20 protein-coding genes are annotated in these 21,320 nt (G+C 67.8%); 7 read left to right on the forward strand and 13 right to left on the reverse strand.

Translation table 11 applies throughout. From position 1 onward, the window contains the following. Positions 1 to 13 precede the first annotated feature (13 nt). The 6 genes from QZM67_RS16105 to QZM67_RS16130 all read right to left on the reverse strand — a co-directional run bounded on the left by QZM67_RS16105 (position 14) and on the right by QZM67_RS16130 (position 7,376). The gene (locus tag QZM67_RS16105; protein ID WP_235995760.1) at positions 14 to 337 is read right to left on the reverse strand and encodes a DUF2218 domain-containing protein; all 324 of its coding nucleotides are present in this window, start codon (positions 335 to 337) and stop codon (positions 14 to 16) included. Continuing rightward, positions 334 to 1,209, reverse strand: a complete 876-nt coding sequence (locus QZM67_RS16110; RefSeq protein ID WP_301804760.1) for an isochorismatase family protein — start codon at positions 1,207 to 1,209, stop codon at positions 334 to 336. Before QZM67_RS16110 ends, QZM67_RS16105 begins: the two co-directional genes overlap by 4 nt. Before the next feature lie 63 nt (positions 1,210 to 1,272). Continuing rightward, positions 1,273 to 2,889 carry a (2,3-dihydroxybenzoyl)adenylate synthase gene (locus tag QZM67_RS16115; protein WP_301804763.1) on the reverse strand — a complete coding sequence of 539 codons (1,617 nt, stop codon included), beginning with the start codon at positions 2,887 to 2,889 and terminating at the stop codon, positions 1,273 to 1,275. Next, positions 2,886 to 4,025, reverse strand: coding sequence for an isochorismate synthase (locus tag QZM67_RS16120; protein ID WP_301804766.1), 1,140 nt, complete (start codon positions 4,023 to 4,025; stop codon positions 2,886 to 2,888). The genes QZM67_RS16115 and QZM67_RS16120 overlap by 4 nt, the downstream gene beginning before the upstream one ends. Before the next feature lie 97 nt (positions 4,026 to 4,122). Next, entirely contained in the window at positions 4,123 to 6,285 is a 2,163-nt protein-coding gene (locus QZM67_RS16125) for a TonB-dependent receptor (RefSeq protein ID WP_301804769.1), read from the reverse strand. Between the two features lie 116 nt (positions 6,286 to 6,401). After that, complete coding sequence (locus QZM67_RS16130; protein ID WP_175021102.1) at positions 6,402 to 7,376, reverse strand: helix-turn-helix transcriptional regulator; 975 nt, start codon at positions 7,374 to 7,376, stop codon at positions 6,402 to 6,404. Between the two features lie 166 nt (positions 7,377 to 7,542). On the opposite strand from QZM67_RS16130, the gene QZM67_RS16135 reads away from it, so the two are divergent. The 6 genes from QZM67_RS16135 (at position 7,543) to QZM67_RS16160 (ending at position 12,936) form a co-directional block, all read left to right on the forward strand. Then, a complete protein-coding gene (locus QZM67_RS16135) occupies positions 7,543 to 8,658 on the forward strand; it encodes an ABC transporter substrate-binding protein (protein WP_301804774.1) in 1,116 nt (371 codons plus the stop codon). 1 nt (position 8,659) lies between these two features. Beyond that, positions 8,660 to 9,601: an alpha/beta hydrolase gene (locus QZM67_RS16140; protein ID WP_301804777.1), complete on the forward strand. Its 942-nt coding sequence runs from the start codon at positions 8,660 to 8,662 to the stop codon at positions 9,599 to 9,601. Continuing rightward, positions 9,598 to 10,680, forward strand: coding sequence for an iron ABC transporter permease (locus tag QZM67_RS16145; protein WP_301804780.1), 1,083 nt, complete (start codon positions 9,598 to 9,600; stop codon positions 10,678 to 10,680). Before QZM67_RS16140 ends, QZM67_RS16145 begins: the two co-directional genes overlap by 4 nt. Further along, on the forward strand, positions 10,673 to 11,482 hold the full coding sequence (locus tag QZM67_RS16150; RefSeq protein WP_301804783.1) for an ABC transporter ATP-binding protein: 810 nt from the start codon (positions 10,673 to 10,675) through the stop codon (positions 11,480 to 11,482). Before QZM67_RS16145 ends, QZM67_RS16150 begins: the two co-directional genes overlap by 8 nt. A gap of 229 nt (positions 11,483 to 11,711) precedes the next feature. Further along, a complete protein-coding gene (locus QZM67_RS16155) occupies positions 11,712 to 12,272 on the forward strand; it encodes a hypothetical protein (RefSeq protein ID WP_301804785.1) in 561 nt (186 codons plus the stop codon). An 85-nt stretch (positions 12,273 to 12,357) separates the two neighbouring features. Then, the gene (locus QZM67_RS16160) at positions 12,358 to 12,936 is read left to right on the forward strand and encodes a polysaccharide deacetylase family protein (protein ID WP_301804787.1); all 579 of its coding nucleotides are present in this window, start codon (positions 12,358 to 12,360) and stop codon (positions 12,934 to 12,936) included. 13 nt (positions 12,937 to 12,949) lie between these two features. Here QZM67_RS16160 and QZM67_RS16165 read toward each other — a convergent pair whose 3' ends face one another. After that, entirely contained in the window at positions 12,950 to 13,906 is a 957-nt protein-coding gene (locus QZM67_RS16165; RefSeq protein WP_301804789.1) for a phosphotransferase, read from the reverse strand. 25 nt (positions 13,907 to 13,931) lie between these two features. Between QZM67_RS16165 and QZM67_RS16170 the strand changes: the two genes are divergently transcribed. Next, positions 13,932 to 14,621, forward strand: a complete 690-nt coding sequence (locus tag QZM67_RS16170) for a cephalosporin hydroxylase family protein (RefSeq protein ID WP_301804791.1) — start codon at positions 13,932 to 13,934, stop codon at positions 14,619 to 14,621. Here the strand turns inward: QZM67_RS16170 and QZM67_RS16175 are convergent. The 6 genes from QZM67_RS16175 to QZM67_RS16200 all read right to left on the reverse strand — a co-directional run bounded on the left by QZM67_RS16175 (position 14,578) and on the right by QZM67_RS16200 (position 21,305). After that, on the reverse strand, positions 14,578 to 15,783 hold the full coding sequence (locus QZM67_RS16175; protein ID WP_301804792.1) for a glycosyltransferase: 1,206 nt from the start codon (positions 15,781 to 15,783) through the stop codon (positions 14,578 to 14,580). The genes QZM67_RS16170 and QZM67_RS16175 overlap by 44 nt on opposite strands. A gap of 7 nt (positions 15,784 to 15,790) precedes the next feature. Next, entirely contained in the window at positions 15,791 to 16,852 is a 1,062-nt protein-coding gene (locus tag QZM67_RS16180; RefSeq protein WP_301804795.1) for an asparagine synthase-related protein, read from the reverse strand. After that, a complete protein-coding gene (locus QZM67_RS16185; RefSeq protein ID WP_301804796.1) occupies positions 16,849 to 17,727 on the reverse strand; it encodes a 4Fe-4S cluster-binding domain-containing protein in 879 nt (292 codons plus the stop codon). Before QZM67_RS16185 ends, QZM67_RS16180 begins: the two co-directional genes overlap by 4 nt. Position 17,728: 1 nt before the next feature. After that, positions 17,729 to 18,721 carry a phosphotransferase enzyme family protein gene (locus QZM67_RS16190; RefSeq protein WP_301804798.1) on the reverse strand — a complete coding sequence of 331 codons (993 nt, stop codon included), beginning with the start codon at positions 18,719 to 18,721 and terminating at the stop codon, positions 17,729 to 17,731. After that, a complete protein-coding gene (locus tag QZM67_RS16195; RefSeq protein ID WP_175021115.1) occupies positions 18,722 to 19,471 on the reverse strand; it encodes an FkbM family methyltransferase in 750 nt (249 codons plus the stop codon). A gap of 241 nt (positions 19,472 to 19,712) precedes the next feature. Then, positions 19,713 to 21,305, reverse strand: a complete 1,593-nt coding sequence (locus QZM67_RS16200; RefSeq protein WP_175021120.1) for an ABC-F family ATPase — start codon at positions 21,303 to 21,305, stop codon at positions 19,713 to 19,715. Positions 21,306 to 21,320 lie beyond the last annotated feature (15 nt).

A 21,320-nucleotide genomic window follows, 5' to 3' on the forward strand; every position in this document is an offset into this window, starting at 1 on the left:
GAAATGCACGTCGTCAGTCGGCCTGCTGCCACGCAATCACGAGTTCGCGATTGCGGGACATCAGCACCAGGTGCTCGTCCATCACGTACTGGATCTGCGCGAGCTTGTCGGCCGTATCGGCTTCGCAGCGCATCCGCAACCGATCGTCGGTCCGCTGCATCCGGCAGGTGCCGTACGGGAAGTCAACGGTCGCACGGTGCGCGTCGAACACGACGGGCACCTTGATCGCGTAGTGCTTGCACAGCTTGAACAGCACGCGGTCGGCCTGCGCCAGCGTGACTTCCGCCGTGCTGGCGAACGGCGCCGGACGGATGCCGGGCATGTCGTGCCCGGTCATGCGGGCACCTGCGCGGTGCGTTGCAGCAGGCGCGTCCACGCTTCCAGCGTCGGCTGTTCGGCGAGTTGCACGAACGTGACGTCGTGCCCGTCGGCCCGCCACTGCTCGACGAACGTCATCATGCGAATCGAATCGACGCCGCAATCGACGAGGTTGGCGTCCGCGCTCAGCGTCGCGGCCGGAATGCGCAGGCTTTCGGCAACCCGCCGCGCGACGTCGTCGAGGGTCGGCGTCGCGAGATCGTCGCGGGTAGCACTGACGAGCGTGTCGACCGACACGACGCTGCCGCAGCGTCCCGCGACATACTCGAGCGCCATCCAGTGCTCGCGCTCCGAGAAATCCGCGAGCGCATCGCCGACGAAAAACGGCTTGATGTCGCGCATGAAGGCGTCGCACGCAGTCATCAGGCAGCCGATGTGCGCGTAGATCCCGCAGATCGCAAGCTGGTCGCGCCCCTGTGCGCGCAGCCGGGTATCGAGATCCGAGCGCCGGAATGCGCTGTAGCGCCATTTGTCGAGCACCGTGTCGCCGGGCACCGGTGCGACGATCTCGCTGATCGCCGCGCGTGCCGGCTGCGCGGTCAGTCCCGGGCCCCACATGTCGGTCAGGAGCGCGCGATCCGCCGGCGCCTGGGTCGCCGGCTGCGCGGTGTAATAAACGGGCATCCCCGTCGCATGCGCGAAATCGATCAGGCGCCGCACGCCGGTCAGCAACGACGGCACCGGCGCCGCGCCGCGATCGTAGAAGTCGAGGAAATAGTCCTGCATGTCGTGCACGAGCAGCGCCGCGCGGCGCGGCTCGAATTGCCAGGTCACGCGGTTGGCCGGCAGGTCTGCCGGCATCGGATAGGAAGCGATTTTCGGAATGGCCATGTTGGAATGCGTCGTGAAGCGTCGTAACAATGAATGGATCGGGAATTGCCTCGGTACCGGACGTCAGGCAGGCAGGTCGGCCAGGCAATCGGCGATGCGTTGCCGCAGCGCCCGCTTGTCGATCTTGCCCACCGGGGTCTTCGGGAACGCGTCGACGAACTCGATCCGGTCCGGCACCTTGTAGGTCGCGACGCCCTGCTCGCGCACGAACCGCACGAGATCCGCCGCGCTCGGTGCCGTCGCACCGCGAATCACGTACGCGCAACTGCGCTCGCCGAGATACGGATCCGGCATCGGCACGAGTGCCGCGTCGGCAACCCCCGGATGCGCCAGCAGCAGGTGCTCGATCTCCTCCGCGGGAATCTTTTCGCCGCCCCGATTGATCTGGTCCTTCGCGCGCCCCTCGACGACGAGATAGCCGCCGTCGGTGATCCGCACGCGATCGCCGGTGCGATAGAAGCCGTCCGCGGTGAACGCACGCGCGTTGTGCGCCGGCGCGTCGTAGTAGCCACGGATCGTGTACGGGCCACGCGCCAGCAGGTGACCGACCTCGCCCGGTACGACCGGACGATCGTCGTCGTCGACCACGAGAATCTCGTCGTCCGGCGAGATCGGCCGCCCCTGGGTGGCGATCACGACGTCGCGCGGATCGCCCAGCCGCGTGTAGTTGACGAGCCCTTCCGCCATCCCGAACACCTGCTGGAGCTGCGTGCCGAAGCCGTCCGCCGCGCGCGCGGCCAGTGCCGGATCGAAGCGCGCCCCGCCGACCTGCACGAGTTCGAGACTCGCCGGCGCGCCGCCGCGCCGCGCAGCGGCCGTCAGCCACACGAGCACGAGCGGCGGCACGAGCGCGACCACAGTCACGCGTTCACGTTCGATCACGTCGAATGCAACGTCGGGGCTGGCGCTGTCGCACAGCACGACCGTGCCGCCCGCGTCGAAGACGCCGAATGAGCCCGGCGAACTGAGCGCGTAGTTGTGCGCGGCCGGCAGCGCGGCGAGATAGACGGTGCGTTCGCTCAGCCCGCAGATGCGCGCGCTCTCCCGCACGCTGTACAGATAATCGTCGTGCGTGCGCGGGATCAGCTTCGGCGTGCCCGTGCTGCCGCCCGACAACTGCAGGAACGCCACCTCGTGCGCGAGCGGCCCGGGCGGCAATGCGACGTCCGGCGCATCGGGCAGATCGAGTCCGGCGTTGCCCGGTGTCGTGAACAACACGTGCTTCAGCGTCGGCGCGTCGGCCTGCACGTCGCGCGCGAGCGACCGGTAGTCGAAACCATCGTGAGATTGCGCCGCGATGTACGCGACCGCGCCCGTGTGCTGGCAGAAGAAACCGATCTCGCGACGCCGGTGCGCGGGCAATGCAAAGACCGGCAACGCACCGATGCGGAACAGCGCGAACGTCGTCGCGAAGAAGGCCGTGCAGTTCGGCAATTGCAATACCACGCGATCGCCTGGCGCGATGCCCGCCGCGCTCAGTGCGCGCGCAATGCGTTGCGCCTCTCGCGCAAGGGTCCGGTACGACCAGCGCAGGTCGCCCTGCACGAGCGCCGTCCGGTCGCCGAATTGCGCGACGCGCGCATCGAACCACCGGGCGAACGACTCGCCGCGCCAATAGCCCTTTTTCCGGTACGTGTCGGCCAGCGCGGCCGGCCACGGCGTGCCATGCGCGATCGTCATGCCGCCTCCCGGGTGCCGCCCGATGCGGCGTCGTGGCGAATCCCCAGCGCATCCAGCATCGTCCTGAACTTGGCCGCCGTTTCGGCCCGCTCGCCGTCGGGCGTCGACTCGGCGACGACACCCGCTCCGGCATAGAGCCGCAGCGTGCGATCGAACGCCTGTGCGCAACGGATCGTCACGATCCATTCGCCATCGCCGCGCGCATCGACCCAGCCGAGCATCCCCGCGTAGAACCCGCGGTCGAACGGCTCGGCCGCGCGAATGCACGCGCGGGCCGCATCACGCGGCGCACCGCAGACCGCCGGCGTCGGATGCAGCGCAAGCGCGAGCGTCAACGCGTCGGCTTCCGTTTCGCCACGCACTTCGGTGGACAGGTGCCACATCGTTTCGGTGTGCATCAGCGACGGGCGCGCCGGCACGTCGAGATGCCGGCAGTACGGCGCGAGGCTGTCGCGCACCGCCTCGACGACGACCCGGTGCTCGTCGAGATCCTTGGCCGAATCCAGCAGCGCCTCCGCGCGACGGCGGTCCTCGACGGGGTCGCGGCTGCGCGGCGCGGAGCCGGCCAGCGGATTCGCGCGCACGATGCCGCCGAAGCGGTTCACGAGCAGTTCCGGGCTCGCGCCGAGCAGCGTGTGCCCCTCGCCGAGATCGACCGAAAACGTATAGCCGTGCGGGTTGCGGGCCGCGAGACGCGCGACGAGCGGCGCGACCTCGACCGGCTGCTCGCCGTCGACTTCCAGCGTGCGCGCCAGCACGACCTTGTCGAGCTCGCCCGCGCGAATGCGCGCGACCGCGTGTGCCACCGCGTCGGCATAGGCATCGGCCGCCGGCACCTCGCGCGTCGCATAGCGCAGTCCGGACGGTTCCGGCGCCCGCGGCACGCCGCGCGGTGCCGCACGCAGCATCGTGAGCGCCACCCGCAGCGCGGCCGGCGCATCGGCGTCGAACGGCACGGCGCCGACCACCGCTGCGCCCGCATGCCCTTGCGCCTGCGCACGGCTCAGCGCCTCCGTCACGCGCGCGGCCAGCGGCGTATCCGCATGCGGAATCGCTTCCGCCGGATCGGCCGCGAGCAGCGTATGGACCGGCGTGGCGAGGAACAGCGGCGCATCGGCACGATACAGATCCCACATGTTTTGGGGTGCTAATAGATCGGCAGGACGGGATATTGCATTCATCGCATTCATCTCCAGATTGAAGGGCCGGCGCGGCGTCGCACCGGCCGTGTCGTCACATTTCGGCGGTGAGGCTCACCGCGACGCGGCGCCCCTGATCGACCAGCCAGTTGCCGTTCAGGCCGGTCGTGCGCGTGCGATCGTCGATCGGAACCATCTTGTTGGTCAGGTTCAGCACCGCGAAGTTGACGGAGAAACGCTTGTCGATCCGGTAGCGGCCGCCGAGATCGAAGGTCGTCGTCGACGGCCGTTCGCGGACACCCTGCGCGCCGTTGCGGAACGCCGCCCAGGACTCGCTGCCGATGTAGTTCGCCGTCGCGTACAGGTCGAGCTTGGCGGTCGGCGTCCAGTCGACCTGCACGTTGAATTTGTGCTTGGGCGTCTTGTCGAGCGGATAGCCGTCGAGCGAGCTGCCGTTGAACGCCTTCTCGCCGCTGCCTTCGCGACGCGACTGCGTCAGCGTGTAGGTGCCCGACACCTTCAGCGTGCGCATCACGCGTGTGCCCGCGCCAAGTTCGAGGCCGTACAGCTTGACCCGGTCGATGTTGTCGTACACGTAAATGTTGCGGCCCGGCGAGCGCGGATCGGCCTTGCCCGTGTCGTAGCTTGCTACCTTGTTCTTGAACAGGTTGTTGAAGAGCGTCAGCCCCGCATACGTGTCGCCAAGGTCGTAGCGCACGCCGAGCTCCTCGGTCAGGCTCGTCTCGGGCTTGAGATCCGGATTGCCGCACAGCGTGCCGGGCATCGCCCCCGCCGCGCCGCCCGACGTCATGCAGTAGCCGCCCGTGCTCTGGCGCAACGACGGCGGCCGGAAGCCCGTCGACACGCCGCCACGCACCGTCCACGCCTGGCTGAGCTGGTAGACGCCGTAGATACGCGGGCTCACGTGGCTGCCGTAGCGATCGTCGTGATCGAGCCGCACGCCGGTCGTCAGCGTGAACCGGTCGTTGAAGAAGTAGTCGTTCTCGCCGAACAGCGCCCACGCATTGCGCCGGATCCGGTCAGAGTTCGCCGCATGGCCCTGCGGCACCGCATCCTGACGCGCCACGCCCGACAGCGTCGACCAGATATGCTGGCCGCCGACCGTCAGGATGTTGCGCTCGCCCCACCACGGCACCTCGGCCTTGCCTTCGAGGATCGTGTCGGTCAGCGCGGGCCGGATCGCCTCGCGGCCGGTGGGCGTCCACTGGTCCTGCACGCCGCGCTCACCATAGAGCGACAGCGTCGTGTTGCCGAAACCCCAGCGACCGTCGTGCGTGATGCCCCAGTAGTCGCGCACGTGACGCGTCTCGGTCAGCGCCGTCGCGGCGGTGCGTGGCGTGAGCGGCGCCGCGCTCTTGCCCGGCGTGCTCAGGTAGGTGAGCTGCTCGCGCCCGATGTTCACGCTCACGTCCTGGTTGCGCGTGGGCTTCGCCGCCAGCTTCACGTCGAAGCTGCCGATCCGCTGCCCGTTCGCGCCGCCCGTGCCGCTTTTTGCGTAGAAGATGTCGTCCTCGCCGCGATGCAGGAGCCGGCCGGACGCCTGCAGCCCGAGCACGTCGGATTTCAGCGGGCCGCCGAGCCAGAAGTCGACGCTCTGCGTATCGCCCTGGTTCGATTCGAGCTGCCACACGCTGCCGGCCGTGATCGTGCCGCCCCAGCGCTTCGGCACCTTGCGCGTGATCACGTTGATCACGCCGCCCATCGCATCGGCACCGTACAGCGACGACATCGGCCCGCGCACGACCTCGATCCGCTCGATCGCGGACAGTGGCGGCATCAGGTTCGACTGCACGCCCGAGCTGCCGCGGTTCATCGTTTCACGTGTGTTCTGGCGACGGCCGTCGACCAGCAGCAGCGTGTATTCGCCGGGCATCCCGCGGATCGAAATGTCCTGGTCGTTCGGCGAGGCGCCGACGACGCTCACGCCCTCGACGTTGTTGACGATCTCGGTAACCGACGTGTAAGGCTTCGCCTCGATGTCGTCGCGGGTGATCACGGAGATGCTCGCGGGCGCTTCGCGGATCGCCTGCTCGCGACGGCTGGCCGTCACGACGACCGCCTTCAACGTGGTCGGATCCGGCGGATCGCCGGCAGCCGGCGATGCCGCGACAGCGGACGCGGCAGTCGGCTCGGCCGATTGATCAGGCGTCTGCGCCCACGCGCTCGACACGCCCATCAGGTACAGGCCGGCAACGACGACCGGCTTCAATGCAAAGTGTGCAGCTTGACTCGACATGGTGGCGCTTTCGATGTTTCATGATGTGATTGATTCTCATTTGCATTATGAAACATGTAATGTGCCGAAATCTTTGCGTAAGCTACAAACTCGTTTGAGCCGCGGCGGCGGCCTCGTCAGCGATGGTCGCTGCGGCGCGCGAGCGTCGGCGTGACGCCGAAGCGGCGCTTGTAGGCGGTCGCGAAATTCGCGGCGCTCGTATAGCCGGCCAGCGCCGCAGCCTGCTTGACGCTCACCGCGTCACGCTCGAGCGCAAGCCGCGCGCGCTGCAGGTGATGTTCGCGGATGAAGTCGAATACCGTCGTGCCGTAGGCGGCCCGGAACTGGCGCTGCATCGCATTCGTGCTCATGCCGGCATGGCGCGCGATATCGTCGAGCGACAAGTCCTGCGCCGCATCGCTCGCCAGAAACGCGCGCAATTCCGCCATCCGGCGGTAGTCGCGCGATCCGAGCGCCGCATCCTGCGCCGGTGCGGCATCCACCGCCTCCGCCTCGAGCGGCGCAAACGCCTCGGCCAGCAATTCCAGCACGCGACTTTCGAGATAGATTGCCTGCAGCATCGGCTGGTAGGTCGGCGGCCTCACGATCTGCTCGGCCAGTGCCGTCGCACGCGGCGTCGGCTGCCAGAAGCGGATCGCCAGGTGTGCGGACAGCATCGCGTCCAGCCGCTCCGGCAGCATGCCGCGGCTCGCAGCCTGCAGATGCCCGAGCCACTCGCCCGACATCGCGAGACTGAGGCGCCGTGCATAGCCGCCCTTGCTGAGCCGTCGGCGGAACGTATCCGGCTGCACCGCGTTGAGCAGGAACGACTGCATCCGCACCGCGGGCCGCGGCACCGGGGCCCGGCTCGCGCGGTGCGCATCCGTCGTCAGCACCACGCGCCGGTCGCCGTACGACACGTCGAGCGCACCTTCGAGCAGCAGCACGAGATGCAGGCCCGGCGTGCACTGCCCCGACATCACCGCATCGAATTCGTCGGTCGCGTCGTCCGCGTGGATGCGCAGGCCCGGTCGCACCTCGCGGATTCGCGCGACGTGCGCGTCGTGGCGGTGGCCGTCGGATTGGAAAGCAGCTGCCGTCTGCGCTGTCATGTCTTGATACCCCGTTGCGTGTGTCGGGCGCCATGGGCCCGCACAAACTATTTCGTCGTTGGAACAAACAGCCGACATCCCGCGATGTCCGACTGCTCGGTTACAATTAAATGCGAATTGTTCTCATTTACATCGTATCGGGAGTCGCGTGAGAAAGACAAGTGGAATGTGGGCCATGCTGGTCGCATGGCTGTGCAGCGGGTTCGTCGCGCAGGCGGCATGCGCGGACACCACCGTGACCGACCTCGCCGGTCGGCAGGTCCGGATTCCTGCGCGCGTCGAACGCGTGCTGCTCGGCGAAGGGCGCCTGCTGCCCGCGCTGGCGGTCGTCGACGCCGATCCCACCCGTCGCCTCGTCGGCATGATGGGCGATTTCGAACAGCTCGATCCGGCCAGCTACGGGCAATGGCTCGAGCGGTTTCCGCGCCTGAAGGACGTACCGCGCATCGGCCGCTCGCAGGCCGGCAGCTTCAGCGACGAACGCGCGCTCGCGCTGCGCCCGCAGGTCGCGATCTTCGGCCTCGGCGGCGGCCACGGCCCCGGCGAGCGCGACCGCGAGACGCTGGCGCGGCTCGAAGCCGCCGGCGTTGCGATCGTCTTCGTCGATTTCCGGCACGATCCGCTCGTCAATACGACGCGCAGCATCGCGCTGCTCGGCCAGGTCTTCGGCGCGCCGCAGCGCGCGGCGGATTTCAACGCGTACTGGCAGGCGCAGTTCGATCTCGTCCGTACGCGGCTCGCGAACGCGCACGCGGTCGCGCCGAGCGTGTTCCTCGAAAGCCGCGTCGGCCTGTCGAGCGACTGCTGCGACACGATGACGGGCATGATGGGGCGCCTGCTCGATGCCGCCGGCGGCAACAACATCGCGAAAGACCGCGTGCCCGGCGAGCACGGCACGCTGAATCCGGAATACCTGCTCAGCCGCCAGCCCGATTTCTACATCGGCACGGGGATCGGCTCGACGCAGACACTGCAAAGTGCGCCGCTGCGCATCGCGCTCGGCGCCGGCGTGTCGCGCGACACCGCTACCCGTTCGTTCGACCGGGCGCTGCAGCGCCCGCAGATTGCGCCGCTGCGCGCGGTGCGCGAGCGCCGGGCCTATGCGATCTGGCATCACTTCTACAACTCGCCGTTCAACGTCGTCGCGGTGCAGGCCATGGCCAAATGGCTGCATCCGGCGTTGTTCGCCGACATCGATCCGCGCCGCACGCTCGACACGATGGTGCAACGCTTCCAGCCGGTTCCGCTGCAGGGCGAATACTGGGTGCAGGAAGGGTCCTGACATGCCGCGCCCCGCTTCCACGATGCGTCGCTCGCTGCTCGTCGCGGGCCTCGCGGGCCCGCTCGGCGCCCACCTCACCCCCGCGCTCGCCGCGCGCGCACCGGACTGGCCCGCGCTCGACGCCGCGCCCGCCGTGCAGGTGCCGAACAGCCGCCAGTTCGACGTCACGGTCGGCGGCAAGCCCCGCCGCCTGTTCGTCGCGCTGCCCGCCGAGCGGGCCGTGACGGGATCCCATCCGGTACTGACCGTCCTCGACGGCAACGCGCTCTTCCCGCTCGCCGCGCAACTCGTGCGCAACCGGCGCGCACGCCCTGACGCCCCGGCCGATCCGGAACCCGTCGTGATCGGCATCGGTTATCCGACTGACGCCGCCTACGACATGACGGCCCGCGCGGACGACTACACGCTCGCGCCGCTGCCGGACGGCCGCGGTGTCGTCGCCGACCGCCTGCTCGATTTCATCGAGCACGACGTGCAGCCCTGGCTCGCGCAACAGGTGGCCGTCGACCCGGCACGCCAGACGCTGTTCGGTCATTCGTACGGCGGCCTGCTGACGCTGTACGCGATGCTGACGCGCCCGCACCTGTTCGCGCGGTATGTCGCGGCCAGCCCGTCGATCTGGTGGGGCGATCGCGCGCTGCTGCCCTATGCGGATCGTTTCGCCGAGCAATCGGCGCCGCTCGCACCCGCGCTGCGGCTGCTCGTGACCGCGGGCAGTCTCGAAGAAGGCACGCCGAATCCGGACGCCGAACGCATGCGCCGGCAGCAGGCGCGCAAGCAGGTCAGCTCCGCGCGCGACTTCGTCAGTCGCGTCGGCGCCCGCCCGGGCCTCGACGCGACGTTCCGCCTGATCGACGGAGAGGATCATGGCGGCGTCGTGGTGCCCAGCGCGATGCTGGCGGCGCGCATCGCGGCCGAAGCCGTCGCGGGAGCGGCCGCATGAGCGCCGCGTCGCCCGCATCGTCGCCTTCGTCCCGCTCGTCCGCTTCGCTGAAGCTGCGTTACCGCGCAGTCGCCGCGCGGCGGGTCGGCGCGCTGATGTTCCTCGCCTGCGTGCTCGGCACCCTGCTCGTCGTCGACATCGGCACCGGCCCGTCGCCGTTCCCGATCGCGGATCTGGTCGCGGGGCTGTTCCGGCCGGACGCGCTGCCGCTCGAGCAGCGCGTGATCCTCTGGGACGTGCGCCTGCCTTATGCGCTGATGGCCGTGCTCGTCGGTGCGTCGCTCGGCCTTGCCGGCGCGGAAATGCAGACCGTGCTGAACAATCCGCTCGCGAGCCCGTTCACGCTCGGCATGTCGGCCGCCGCGAGCGTCGGTGCGTCGCTCGTCGTGATCTCCGGCTGGCACGTCGTGCTCTGGAACGAGAACATCGCGCTGTCGCTCGGCGCGTTCTGCTGCGCGAGCCTCGCGACGCTGCTGATCGTCTGGCTCGCGTGGCGCCACGGCGCGACGATCGAAACCGTGGTGCTGTTCGGCATCGGCCTGATGTTCAGTTTCGAGGCGCTGCTGTGGCTGCTGCAGTTTCTCGCGGACGCGAACGCACTTCAGCAGATCGTCTTCTGGAGCATGGGCAGCCTCTCGCGCGCGACGTGGGGCAAGATCGCGCTGCTGTCGTGCATGCTCGCCGGGTGCGCGTTGTGGGCGAGCTTCGACGTCGCGTCGCTGACGGCGCTGCGCGCCGGCGACGAACAGGCACGCAGCATGGGCATCGCGGTCGAGCGGCTGCGACTCGTCGCGCTGATCCGCATCAGCCTGCTGTCGGCCACCGCGCTATCGTTCGTCGGCACGATCGGGTTCGTCGGTCTCGTCGGGCCGCACGTCGCACGACTGCTCGTCGGCGACGAGCATCGCTACTACCTGCCCGGCGCCGCCCTTGCCGGTGCGATCATGTTGGCCGGCGCGTCCGTGCTCAGCAAGGCGCTGATCCCCGGCGTGACGCTGCCGATCGGCATCATCACCGCGCTGGTCGGCGTGCCGCTGTTCATGATCCTCGTCAGCCGGCGCAGGAGGCTCGATGGATAAGCGCACGCTGTGCGTCGACGACCTCGTCGTGCGTTATGGCGCGAAGGTCGTGCTCGACCGGTTGTCGCTCGCGCCCGTGGCGCCGGGCACGATGATCGGACTACTCGGACCGAACGGCGTCGGCAAATCGACGCTGCTGCGCGCACTCGCCCGGCTCGCGGCTGCACGCGGCAACGCGGCGTTCGGCGGATTCGACCTGCTGCGCGGCGCGCGCCGGGAACACACGCGACAGGTTGGCTACCTGCCGCAGACGCTGCCGCAACCGTCGTCGCTGCTCGTGTACGAAGCCGTACGCAGCGCATTGCGCGCGACCTGCCCTGGTTTGTCCGACGCGGCGCGCGACCTGCGCCTGCAGAACGTGTTCGAGCGATTGCGGTTGCAAGCGCTTGCGATGTCTCCGCTCGACCGGCTGTCCGGCGGGCAGCGGCAGATGGTCGGACTCGCGCAGGTACTCGTGCGCGACACGCCGCTGCTGCTGCTCGACGAACCGACGAGCGCGCTCGACCTGCGCTGGCAGTTGCTCGCGCTGGAGGCGGTCGGAGATGCGGCACGCCGACACGGTGCGGTCGTACTGGTCGCGATGCACGACCTGAATCTCGCGTCGCGATTCTGCGACCGGCTCGTGCTGCTCGGCACCGACGGCCTCGTCGCCGACGGCACACCCGCCGACGTCCTGACACCGCCGCACCTGCGGCGCGCGTATCGCGTCGACGCCCGGGTCGAACGGACGGCGGCCGGCGATTACGTCGCGCTCGCGGAGCGAGCCATGACGGATGACGCGTGGGAAGCGTGCGACGCTTGAGCGCGGATCGGTCGTCGCGCTGACGACCGGTCCGGCTTGCGGTCATCAGGCCGCCATGCCCTTCGCGCGGCCGCATCGGACGCCGGTAACAACGCGTGCCGGCGCGGGCAAAGCATCATAGAATCGCGCGGCGGGGCCATCGGGTCCCGACCCACCGCGACCTCGGCAAACGAATGCACGGCCGCCATGCGCGGGGCGACCTGTTCCTCTACCCTGCAAGGACGATCGCGTGATGCGCGCATCCCGACTTCTGCTGACGGCCAGCGCCATGGCCATGCTTGCCGGCTCGGCTGCGGCAGCGGCTGCCCAGCCGGTGCCCGTCACCGCGGCGGCGGCCCCCAACTGCCCGGCACCGTCGTTCGAACGCTATCCGGTGCGCACGGCGCCCGCGCCGCGTACCACCGCCCACGCGCCGCGATTGACCAGCAAGGAAGCCCGACTCTACCGCACCGTGATTCGCGACGAGTTCACGCAACCGGCGAATTTCGCCGGCCACTACCGCGTCGCGATCTGGGGTTGCGGAACCGATTGCCGGAATTTCGCGATCGTCGACAAGTACACGGGCGCGACCTACACGATGCCCGGCGTGCAGGCCGTCGCGGGCGTGATGGGCAACGACGAGGAACGCGTCGATTTCCGAGCCGACAGCAGGCTGCTGATCATCGCGGGTTGCTTCAACGACGACTGCGACTACGACAGCAAGAAAGCGGCCCGGCTCTTCTATGAGTGGACCGGCACACGGTTGCGCCGGGTCGGCACCTGTCCGCTGGCCATCGAGCCGATCCAGTAGTCGACCGATGAACGCGCGGGCCGCCGCTCGCCGCGACTTGCGCTATTGTTCTTCCGGTACACCTTGAACGGCACACCCGCTCGCGATGTCCATTCACCTCAGTTTCGACGACGGCCCCGGCCCGTCAACGCCTGCCTTGCTCGATGTCCTGCGCAACGCGTCGTGCAAGGCGACCTTCTTCCTGCTCGGCAAGCACCTGACAGGCGGAGCGCTCGACGTCGCCGCAAGGATGGCGAGCGAAGGCCATCGGCTCGGCAATCACACCCGTTCGCACGCGAAGCCCGGTGCGCTGGCAGACGACGCGCTGATCGACGAGATCGAGACGACAGACGCGCTGATCCGCGACGCCTATCGCCGGGCCGGCGTTCCTGCGCCGGACACGATCCCGCTGCGCCTGCCTTATGGACTGATCCCGCACGACAATCGCGCCGGCGTACTGGCGCGGCTGCAGCGCGAACACACGGGCTGGACCGCGATACTGGACGACTGGCAGCGGCCGGCGCCGTCGCCGCAAGCGCTGTTCGACGCGATGTGCGCGCATGTCGATGCCAGCACGGCACGACAGCGCGACGTGCTGTTCTGCATGCACGACGGATCGCGGCACGGCGACGCGCGGCCCAACACGGTCGAAGCGGTGCGCCTGTTCCTGAATCGGCAGCGCTGAATCGGCAGCGCGGCTAGCGTCCGGGAGCCGCGCCATCCAGCAACTGCCGCCAGCCGCCGAGAAAGCCGATGCCGGGCCCCGGCGTCCACAGACCGCGCTGCGCGGCTTCGAGGTGGATCAGCGTCTGGTCTGCACAGAACAGCGCCATCAGCGCATCGCGGCGGTCATGCATCCAGTCCGGCGCGGGATCGGGCCGCGTCGTTGCATAGGCTTGCAGGCCGGCGTCCCAGCGCTGCGCGTCGAATACGAAGCGATCGTCCCTGCCCGCATCGCGCGACAGCGCGAACAGCGCAAAGGCCACCTCGAGCCATTGCGCGCCCTGCCCGACATCGTCGAAATCGAGCACACCGCTCACCGCGTGTCCCACGTACAGCAGGTTGCCCGCGTGATAATCGCCATGCAGCCAGTGCACCGCCCCCGTCAGCCAGCGCGCTGCCGTGTCGAGATGTGCACCGATCAGCCGGATCATCGTCTCGTAGTGGCCGTTCAGGTCTCCCGGCAACGACGGCGCGGCCCGTGCCGCCACGCGTGCGTGGCGCGCCGACAGCCACGCCAGCGGCGCCGATTCGGTCGCGGGTATCGCCGCCAGCGCGGCATGCAGCTGCGCGAGCGCACGCATCGCATCGATCGCGCCCGCGTCCCCCTCGTCGGGCAGGCCCGGAATGCCGTCGATATGCTCGAACAGATGCAGCCAGCTTCCATCGGGAAGCCGCACACCGGACTGTGCATCCACGGTCGGCCGCAGGCACGGCAGCGCGGGCAGCATCGGCGTCGTGCGCAGATGGCCAAGTATCGCCGCCTCGCGATGCACCTGCTCGACCGGCTTGCCGGACCACGACACGCGCAGCACCGCGCGCGCCGAATCGCACTCGACGAGATACGTTTTGTTAGTATGGCCCGACGCCAGCGCCTGCAGGCGCGCCGGCCCGAGGTTCCAGTACCGGTGAAGCCACGGTTCCAGCGTTTTCACGTCACTCCTACTCGTTGCATTGACCATGTCAGAGCGTCCTTCGGCCCGCATGCGGGACATCAACATCGAATGGCTGACGCGCGCCGCCGAATTCGACCATCTGTTCCAGACGCGCTGGCTCGGCGAGCGCTTCTTCCACCTGCCCGGCGACATGCTCGCGCTCCAGGAACTGATCTGGCGTGTGCGTCCCGACTGCATCGTGCAGACCGGCATCGCGGCGGGCGGCGGCGTCGTATTCTCCGCGTCGATGCTGGAGCTGGTGGGCGACAACGGCCGCGTCGTCGCGATCGAGCCGCGCCTGCGCGACGAGGTCAGGCAGCGCCTGCAATCGCACCGGCTCGCCCACCGCATGACGCTGATCGAAGGCGAATCGTGCGCGGCCGACACGCTTGCGTCGGTGCGCGCACAGATCGGTGACAGTGCACGCGTGATGGCGATCCTCGATCTCACGCATACCCACGCGCACGTGCTGCGCGAACTCGAATGCTATGCGCCGCTCGTGACGTCCGGCAGCTACGCGATCGTGATGGATACCATCATGGAATACCTGCCCGCGTCGATGTTCGACGGCAAACCGTACGGGAAAGGCAACAACCCGGCCACCGCCGCGCATGAATTCCTCGCCCGCGACGACCGGTTCGAGGTCGACTACGACATCGAGGACCGCGTACTCATGACGCTGTCGCCAGGCGGTTTCCTGAAGCGAGTGCGCTGATCAGGCGCGCTGCCTCGGCCGAACCGTCGCGCGCATAGCTCGCGCGGATCCGCGCCGCCTGCTCGCGCAACGCCCCGGGCCGCAACAGGCGTTCGAGCGCATCGGCGATGTCCGCCACGCCGGCCTGCTGCAGATCCAGCACGCACCCCGCGCCGGCCCGCTCCACGAAGTGCGCCGAATGGAACTGGTCATTGCAGAACGGCGACAGCAGCATCGGCACACCGCACGCAAGCGACTCCATCACCGAATTCGCGCCGCCGTGGCTGACGAACGCGTGCGTGCGCTGCAACAGCGCCAGTTGCGGCACGTAGCGCACCGCGACCACGCGTTCGTCGTCGGCCGGCAGCAGATCCGAATCGACCAGTTCGCCCACCGACAACACCAGTTGCGCCGACGTCGCGCGCACCGCCTCGATGACCTTCGCAAACACGTCGGGATGGTAGTAAAGCTGGCTGCCGAGCGACATGTAGACGAGCGGCCGATCGGCATCGAGGCGCTCCCACGGAAACGGCGTCTCGTCGCCGCGCGGGCCGGACGGCAGTGCCGGACCGACCAGCTCGACACCGTGCGGCGGTGCGCCGACCAACGCATCGGTCGTGAACGCGAGCGTCAGGTGCGGAGAGAGAATGTCGCAACCGCGAAAACGCGCATCGAGCCCGTAGCGCGCGAACAGGCGCGTGCGTTCCGGCGCGAGCCATCGCACCGTACGCAGCAGTTCCGAATCGAGATCGTCCGGCAGCACCGGATTCAGCGAATTCGACATCGAAACCCACGGCAGCCCTTCCAGTTCCGCCGCGATCGCTGCCGCATAGAGCAGCGGATCGATCACGACCACGTCGGGCTGCCAGTCGCGTAGCACCGCGCGGATGCCGTCCACCTGCGCGGGCGCGAGATCGATCAGCAGCGTGCGAATCCAGCGCCGCAGCCAGTCCGCGTCGCGAATGTTCGCAGCGAAGCTCGCGCCGCGCGACAGGTCGTGGCGCTCGGGCGTCTCGCGCGGCCCTACAAATGTGAAACCGCCAGCGCCATCGAGCTGTGCGCTGATGTCGGCCGGCGCATAGAACGCGACGTCGCAGCCGGCATCGCGCAGATGCTGGGCCGGGCCGATACACGGATTGACGTGCCCTTTCTCGGGCACCACGCAGAACAGGATGCGTTTCATGAGCGGCTCAGGTTGGGCGATGCGCGGCATCGAGGGCGTCGAAATGATCGAGGATCAGCGACAGCGTCGTCCACAGCACGCGTTCGTTGTCCGTCTGCAGCGTGGGGGCGGCCAGACCGAGCGTGTCGGCCAGCGCGTGCGTGCGGTCGCGATCGAGCAGCGCCGCGAGGTCCATTGCCGGGGCGAGCCGTCCGCGCTTGGGGCCGTGCACGAGCCGGTCCGGCAGGTTCAGGCGCGCACCGAGGTCGCGCAGGCATTGCTTGTCCGGATCGGGCGCGATGCTCGTCAGATGCGCGACGACGGCATCGTCGACGAACGGCGGATGCAGCTCGACCGACGCCGCATCGAACAACGCATGGCACAGCGGCAGATAGTTGGCCGACTGGTCGCGGCGCAGCACCTGGTCCGCGCCGTCGCCGGTGATGGCCACCTCGACGCCGTCCGCGGCCATCGCGTCGGCGAGCAGCAGCTTCGCGACCGGATGCAGGTTGAACATCGGCTCCTCGACCGCATGCGTCGTTCTCGGCAGCGCCGCGACGAAATCGGCCTCGTTCGCGCGCACGATCTTCACGTTCGCCTGCATCTGCCCGGCCAGTTCGAGTGCGGCGTCGCGCTCGCAATAGTCCGGCATGTCGGTCACGAGGATGTAGGACGTCACGTGCCGCTGCGCGCCGAGTTCGCGCAGCAATGCGAGCAGCAGCGCCGAATCGAGCCCGCCGCTCAACGCCAGCGCAACGCGCTTGCCGCTGTCGAGCGCGCGCTGCAGCGACGCGCGCAGCACAGTTTCCAGATCCGCGTGCTGCGGCTGCTCGGGGGCCGGCTGCACGGTCAGCCCTTGCGGCGAACGGATCAGCGCATGGCTGGGCGGCACCGCGCGCACGTCGCGCAGCACGGTGCGGCCGATCAGACGCTCGCCGCTCAGATAGCCCGCAATGGCCGCCGCGTCCGGCTCGCCGGCCGGTTGCCCGGCTGCACGCAGGACGGCCCGGATGCCGGACGCCGTCGTACCGCTGCGCGGATGATAGTGAAGCCGGTCGAAGCCGAACAGGTCGCGCGTGCCGACGATCATGGATAACGTGCCTTCAAGGAGTCCACTTCAATGCGTTTGAGGATGCGATGCGGCGCCACCGGCGCACTGCCGCCCTGGCAATGCAGGCATGCCTCGAGCGGCGCGTCGCGGTGCAGATAGGCGAGCATCGCGTCGAGCATGTCCGCGTCGTCGCGCAGCGGCAGGCCGTCGGATTGAAAATCCTTCTCGCCCTTGTAGAGCGTATGGAAATGCGCCGGACGCGTGCACGTGTAGAACATGCCGTCGCGAATCATATGGCAGCGCTCGCGGATCCAGCAATCCTGATAGAGGCGCCGTGCTTCGTCGCGATCGGTGCCGGGTTGCGCGCGGTTCATCGTCGTGAACACATCCTGCACCTTCCAGTTCAGACGCACGTCGAAGCGCGCGGCCTGATGCTCGATGTGCGCGACCAGCTCGGGCGACAGCGACGGCTTCGGATAGCGCGAGATCGTCAGCGCATCCACCGCCTGCCAGAACGCATCCGTCATCTCGCCCAGTTTCAGGCCGTTCGTCGTGACGGAGATCACGGGCGCGATACCCGTGGCGCGCACGCGCTCGACGAGTTCGACAAGTGCCGGATGCAGCAGCGGCTCGCCGCCGACCAGCTTGAACATGCGCGGGCGCAGCACCTTCGCGGCGCGGCGCAGATCGGCCTCGAGCGATGCGGGGTTCGCGTACCACTCGGGCAGCAGCGGCGACAGCGAGCAGCATTCCGCGCAGGTCAGGTTGCAGTGATCGACGATGTGCGCTTCCAGCGAGCGCGTCAGCACGCGCCCGTCTTCGACGCGGTAATCGCGATCCAGCGGCGGCGGAAACACATGCTGCCGCTCGGTCGGCGGCGTCGGATTCGACATCCGGTTCAGATTCGCATTCACTTCAGCGTCCTGCTTCCATGCATCGGGAAAAGAAATCGACGAGACGGTCGCGCGCATCCACCATCGCGAACGCCATCGTCACCGCGCCGCTCAGATGCGATGCAAAGCGCGACGGATCGTCGAGCCAGCCTTGCACGATCCAGAGCTTGAGTGCGTGCTGCAGACATGCGGCGTCGACCGCCCATGCAATGCGCGCGGGATCGACCGGCCGGGTCCGCCGATATGCGAGCACGAACGCTTCCGCCAGGTGCGGCGCCTCCAGCGGCAGATGGTTCAGGCAACGCACCAGTTCGTATTCGCGCGGCGCGCCGATCGACGCTTCCCAGTCGAGAATGAGCGGCGGCAACGTGCCGGTGAACAGATAGTTGAACTGGTTGTAGTCGTTGTGGATCGGGTGCTGCGGATCGTCGGCGGGAAACGCGTCGATGCTGCCCGGATAGTAGCGGTCGAGCAGGCGCAGCGCGAGATCGACGTAGCGGCGCAGGTTCTCTGAGGCGTCGCCCGAACGTGAGCGATCCAGCGCGTCGAGCAGGCTGCGGCGCACCGCATCCGCGTCGATCGCGGTCAGCCGTGCGCGGATCGTGTCGAGCTCCGGCAGATGAAGCTGTTCGAGGCTCGTGTGCAACGCGCCCAGACTCGCGCCGAGCGCATCCCATTCGGCCGGCGAAAACGTATCGTAGGTTCTGAACTGCCCGGTTTCCCAGCGGGTCAGCATCGCGTGGGAGTGCGACCCCGTCCACAGCGGTGCGCCGCCTGCCGTGCGTTTCAACGCCTGCACATGGAATCGTGAGTCTCTGTGCGTCTCGAGGTGCGCGAGCACGGCGGCTTCCTTGGCCGCACGCGCATGATGTCCTGACGCGTAGAACTTGACCGCTACGCCGCCGTCATCGGTCGGCAGATGCCACACACGTTCGGCGACCTGGCGCGGCGGCCCGCTATGACCGAGCGCGTAGGCTTTCACGATCTCGTCAAAGGTCGCGGCGAGCGAGTCCATTCAGATATGCTCGGCCGGCCCGTATCGATACGGATGGCCGCTCAGGAACGTGTTGTGACCGACGTAGCGCACCTTGTACATCGCCGGGCGAAACAGCACCGAAGGCGCGTTGTTTGCGATACCGAGCAGCGGATACAGGTCCTGCCGCACGAAGAACGCGTTGTTGCCCATGTCGTCGCAGCAGACGAGTTCATAGCCCTTCTGCCTGCCGAGATACACGAGCGATTCGAGACTCGCGCCGTAATAGGTCGAGCCGTCCCATTCGTGGTCCGGGTTGAAGCACATGACCCAACGCTCGGGCGGCGTGTAGTACGGGTTGTATTCGATTACGACGATGCGCGGCTGGAATGCTTGCAGGCCGCGCCAGACCCAGTAGTCGTTGCCGTCGATGTCGATCGACAACAGGTCGAAGTCAGTTGGCGTGTTCGCGTCGGCGAGCAACGTGTCGATCGTGTCGGGCTGAACGCGGTCGTGGTGCAAGCAAACGCGATCCGCGCCCGCGTAGTGGGCGGCCAGCTTGCCGAAGCGGTACGCACTGCCTTCCACCAGCACGCCGGACCAATCCTGCTCGCGCAGCAACCGCGCCGTGTTGCTGTTGCGCAGGCCGTCGCTTGCGCCGATATCGACGCAGAAGCGGTTGGTCGGCGCGATCCGCTCCATCAGGCGCGACAGGATGCCTTCCTCGGTGCCCTGCGCGTACAGGCTTGGCGCAAGGCCGGACAGGTCGAGCGGGAAAGGATGGTCCTGCATCGAGGGGGCGGCTCCGGGTCGGAATTAAGGGTGGTATTCGGAGCGTAATTTACCCGAAGTCGATTGACGGAAGGAAACGGGAATTCACAACGCCGCCGGGTCTCACCGGTGCGGCAATGAAAAAGCCCGCATCGACAATGTTGTCGATGCGGGCCCAATGCGTTTCTGGCAGCTTCGCTCTATGCGGCCCGGCTTCGTCCTACTGCCTGGCCGTGACGCATGAGCGGAAGCGTCAGGACAATTACTCCTGCCCCTGACTCGTCAGGAATTCCTCGTAATTGCCACCGAAGTCGAACAGCGTGCCATCCGTACGCACTTCGATGATCCGGTTCGCCAGCCCGCTCACGAACTCGCGGTCGTGCGACACGAAAATCAGCGTGCCTTCGAACTGCTCGAGCGCGATCTGCAGCGACTCGATCGATTCCATGTCCATGTGGTTGGTCGGCTCGTCCATCAGCAGCACGTTGTGGCGGCCGAGCATCAGCTTGCCCCAGATCATGCGACCCTTCTCGCCGCCCGACAGCACCTTCACCGACTTCCTGATGTCGTCCGACGAGAACAGCAGGCGGCCCAGCGTGCCGCGCACCATCGTTTCGTCGTCGCCGTCCTTGCGGTACTGGTCGATCCAGTCCATCAGCGTGATGTCGTTCGGGAACTCCTCGTACGTGTCCTGCGGCATGTAGCCGACATTCGCGTTCTCGGACCACTTCACCGTGCCGTGCTCGAGCGCGAGCGCGCCGAGCAGCGAACGCAGCAGCGTCGTCTTGCCCGCGCCGTTCTCGCCGATGATCGCGATGCGCTCACCCGGCTGCACCGACAGGTTGAAGTTCTGGAAGATCGTGCGCTCGTACTTCTTCGTGATGTCTTCCGCCACCACCGCGACGTTGTGCAGCTTCTTCTCGAACTCGAAGCGGATGAACGGGTTCTGGCGCGACGACGGCTTGAATTCCTCGATCTTGATCTTGTCGATCTGCTTCGCGCGGCTGGTCGCCTGGCGGGCCTTCGACTTGTTCGCCGAGAAGCGGCGCACGAAGTCCTGCAGTTCGGCCACGCGCTCCTTCGCACGCGTGTTCGCCGCGGCCTGACGCTCGCGCGCCTGTGCCGATGCGAGCATGTAGTCGTCGTAGTTGCCCGGCCAGACTTTCAGCGTGCCGAAGTCCATGTCGGCCATGTGCGTACACACCGCGTTCAGGAAGTGACGATCGTGCGAGATGATGATCATCGTCGAGTTGTACTCGTTGAGCGTGTGCTCGAGCCAACGGATCGAGTTGATGTCGAGGTTGTTGGTCGGTTCGTCGAGCAGCAGCACGTCCGGCTTCGAGAACAGCGCCTGCGCGAGCAGCACGCGCAGCTTCCAGCCCGGCGCGACGTCGGCCATCGTGCCGGTGTGGAACTTCTCCTCGATGCCGATGCCGAGCAGCAGCGCGCCCGCGCGCGCCTCGGCGTCGTAGCCGCCGTATTCGGCGAACTTGCCTTCGAGCTCGGCGGCGTGCATGTAGTCGTCGTCGGTGGCTTCCGGGTTCGCGTAGATCGCGTCACGCTCGGTCATCGCGGCCCACATCTCGGTGTGGCCCATCATCACGACGTCGAGCACGCGCACGTCTTCGTACGCAAACTGATCCTGGCGCAGCTTGCCGAGACGCACGTTCGGCTCCAGCGCGACGTTGCCGCCGCTCGACTCGAGGTCGCCGCCGAGGATCTTCATGAACGTCGACTTGCCGCAGCCGTTCGCGCCGATCAGACCATAGCGGTTGCCCTCGCCGAATTTGACCGAGATATTCTCGAACAAGGGCTTCGGCCCGAATTGCATCGTGATGTTGGCAGTAGAAAGCACGGCAGGTCCCGTTAA

It is taken from the genome of Burkholderia sp. AU45251 (assembly GCF_030482905.1).
Taxonomy (GTDB): Bacteria; Pseudomonadota; Gammaproteobacteria; order Burkholderiales; family Burkholderiaceae; genus Burkholderia; species Burkholderia aenigmatica.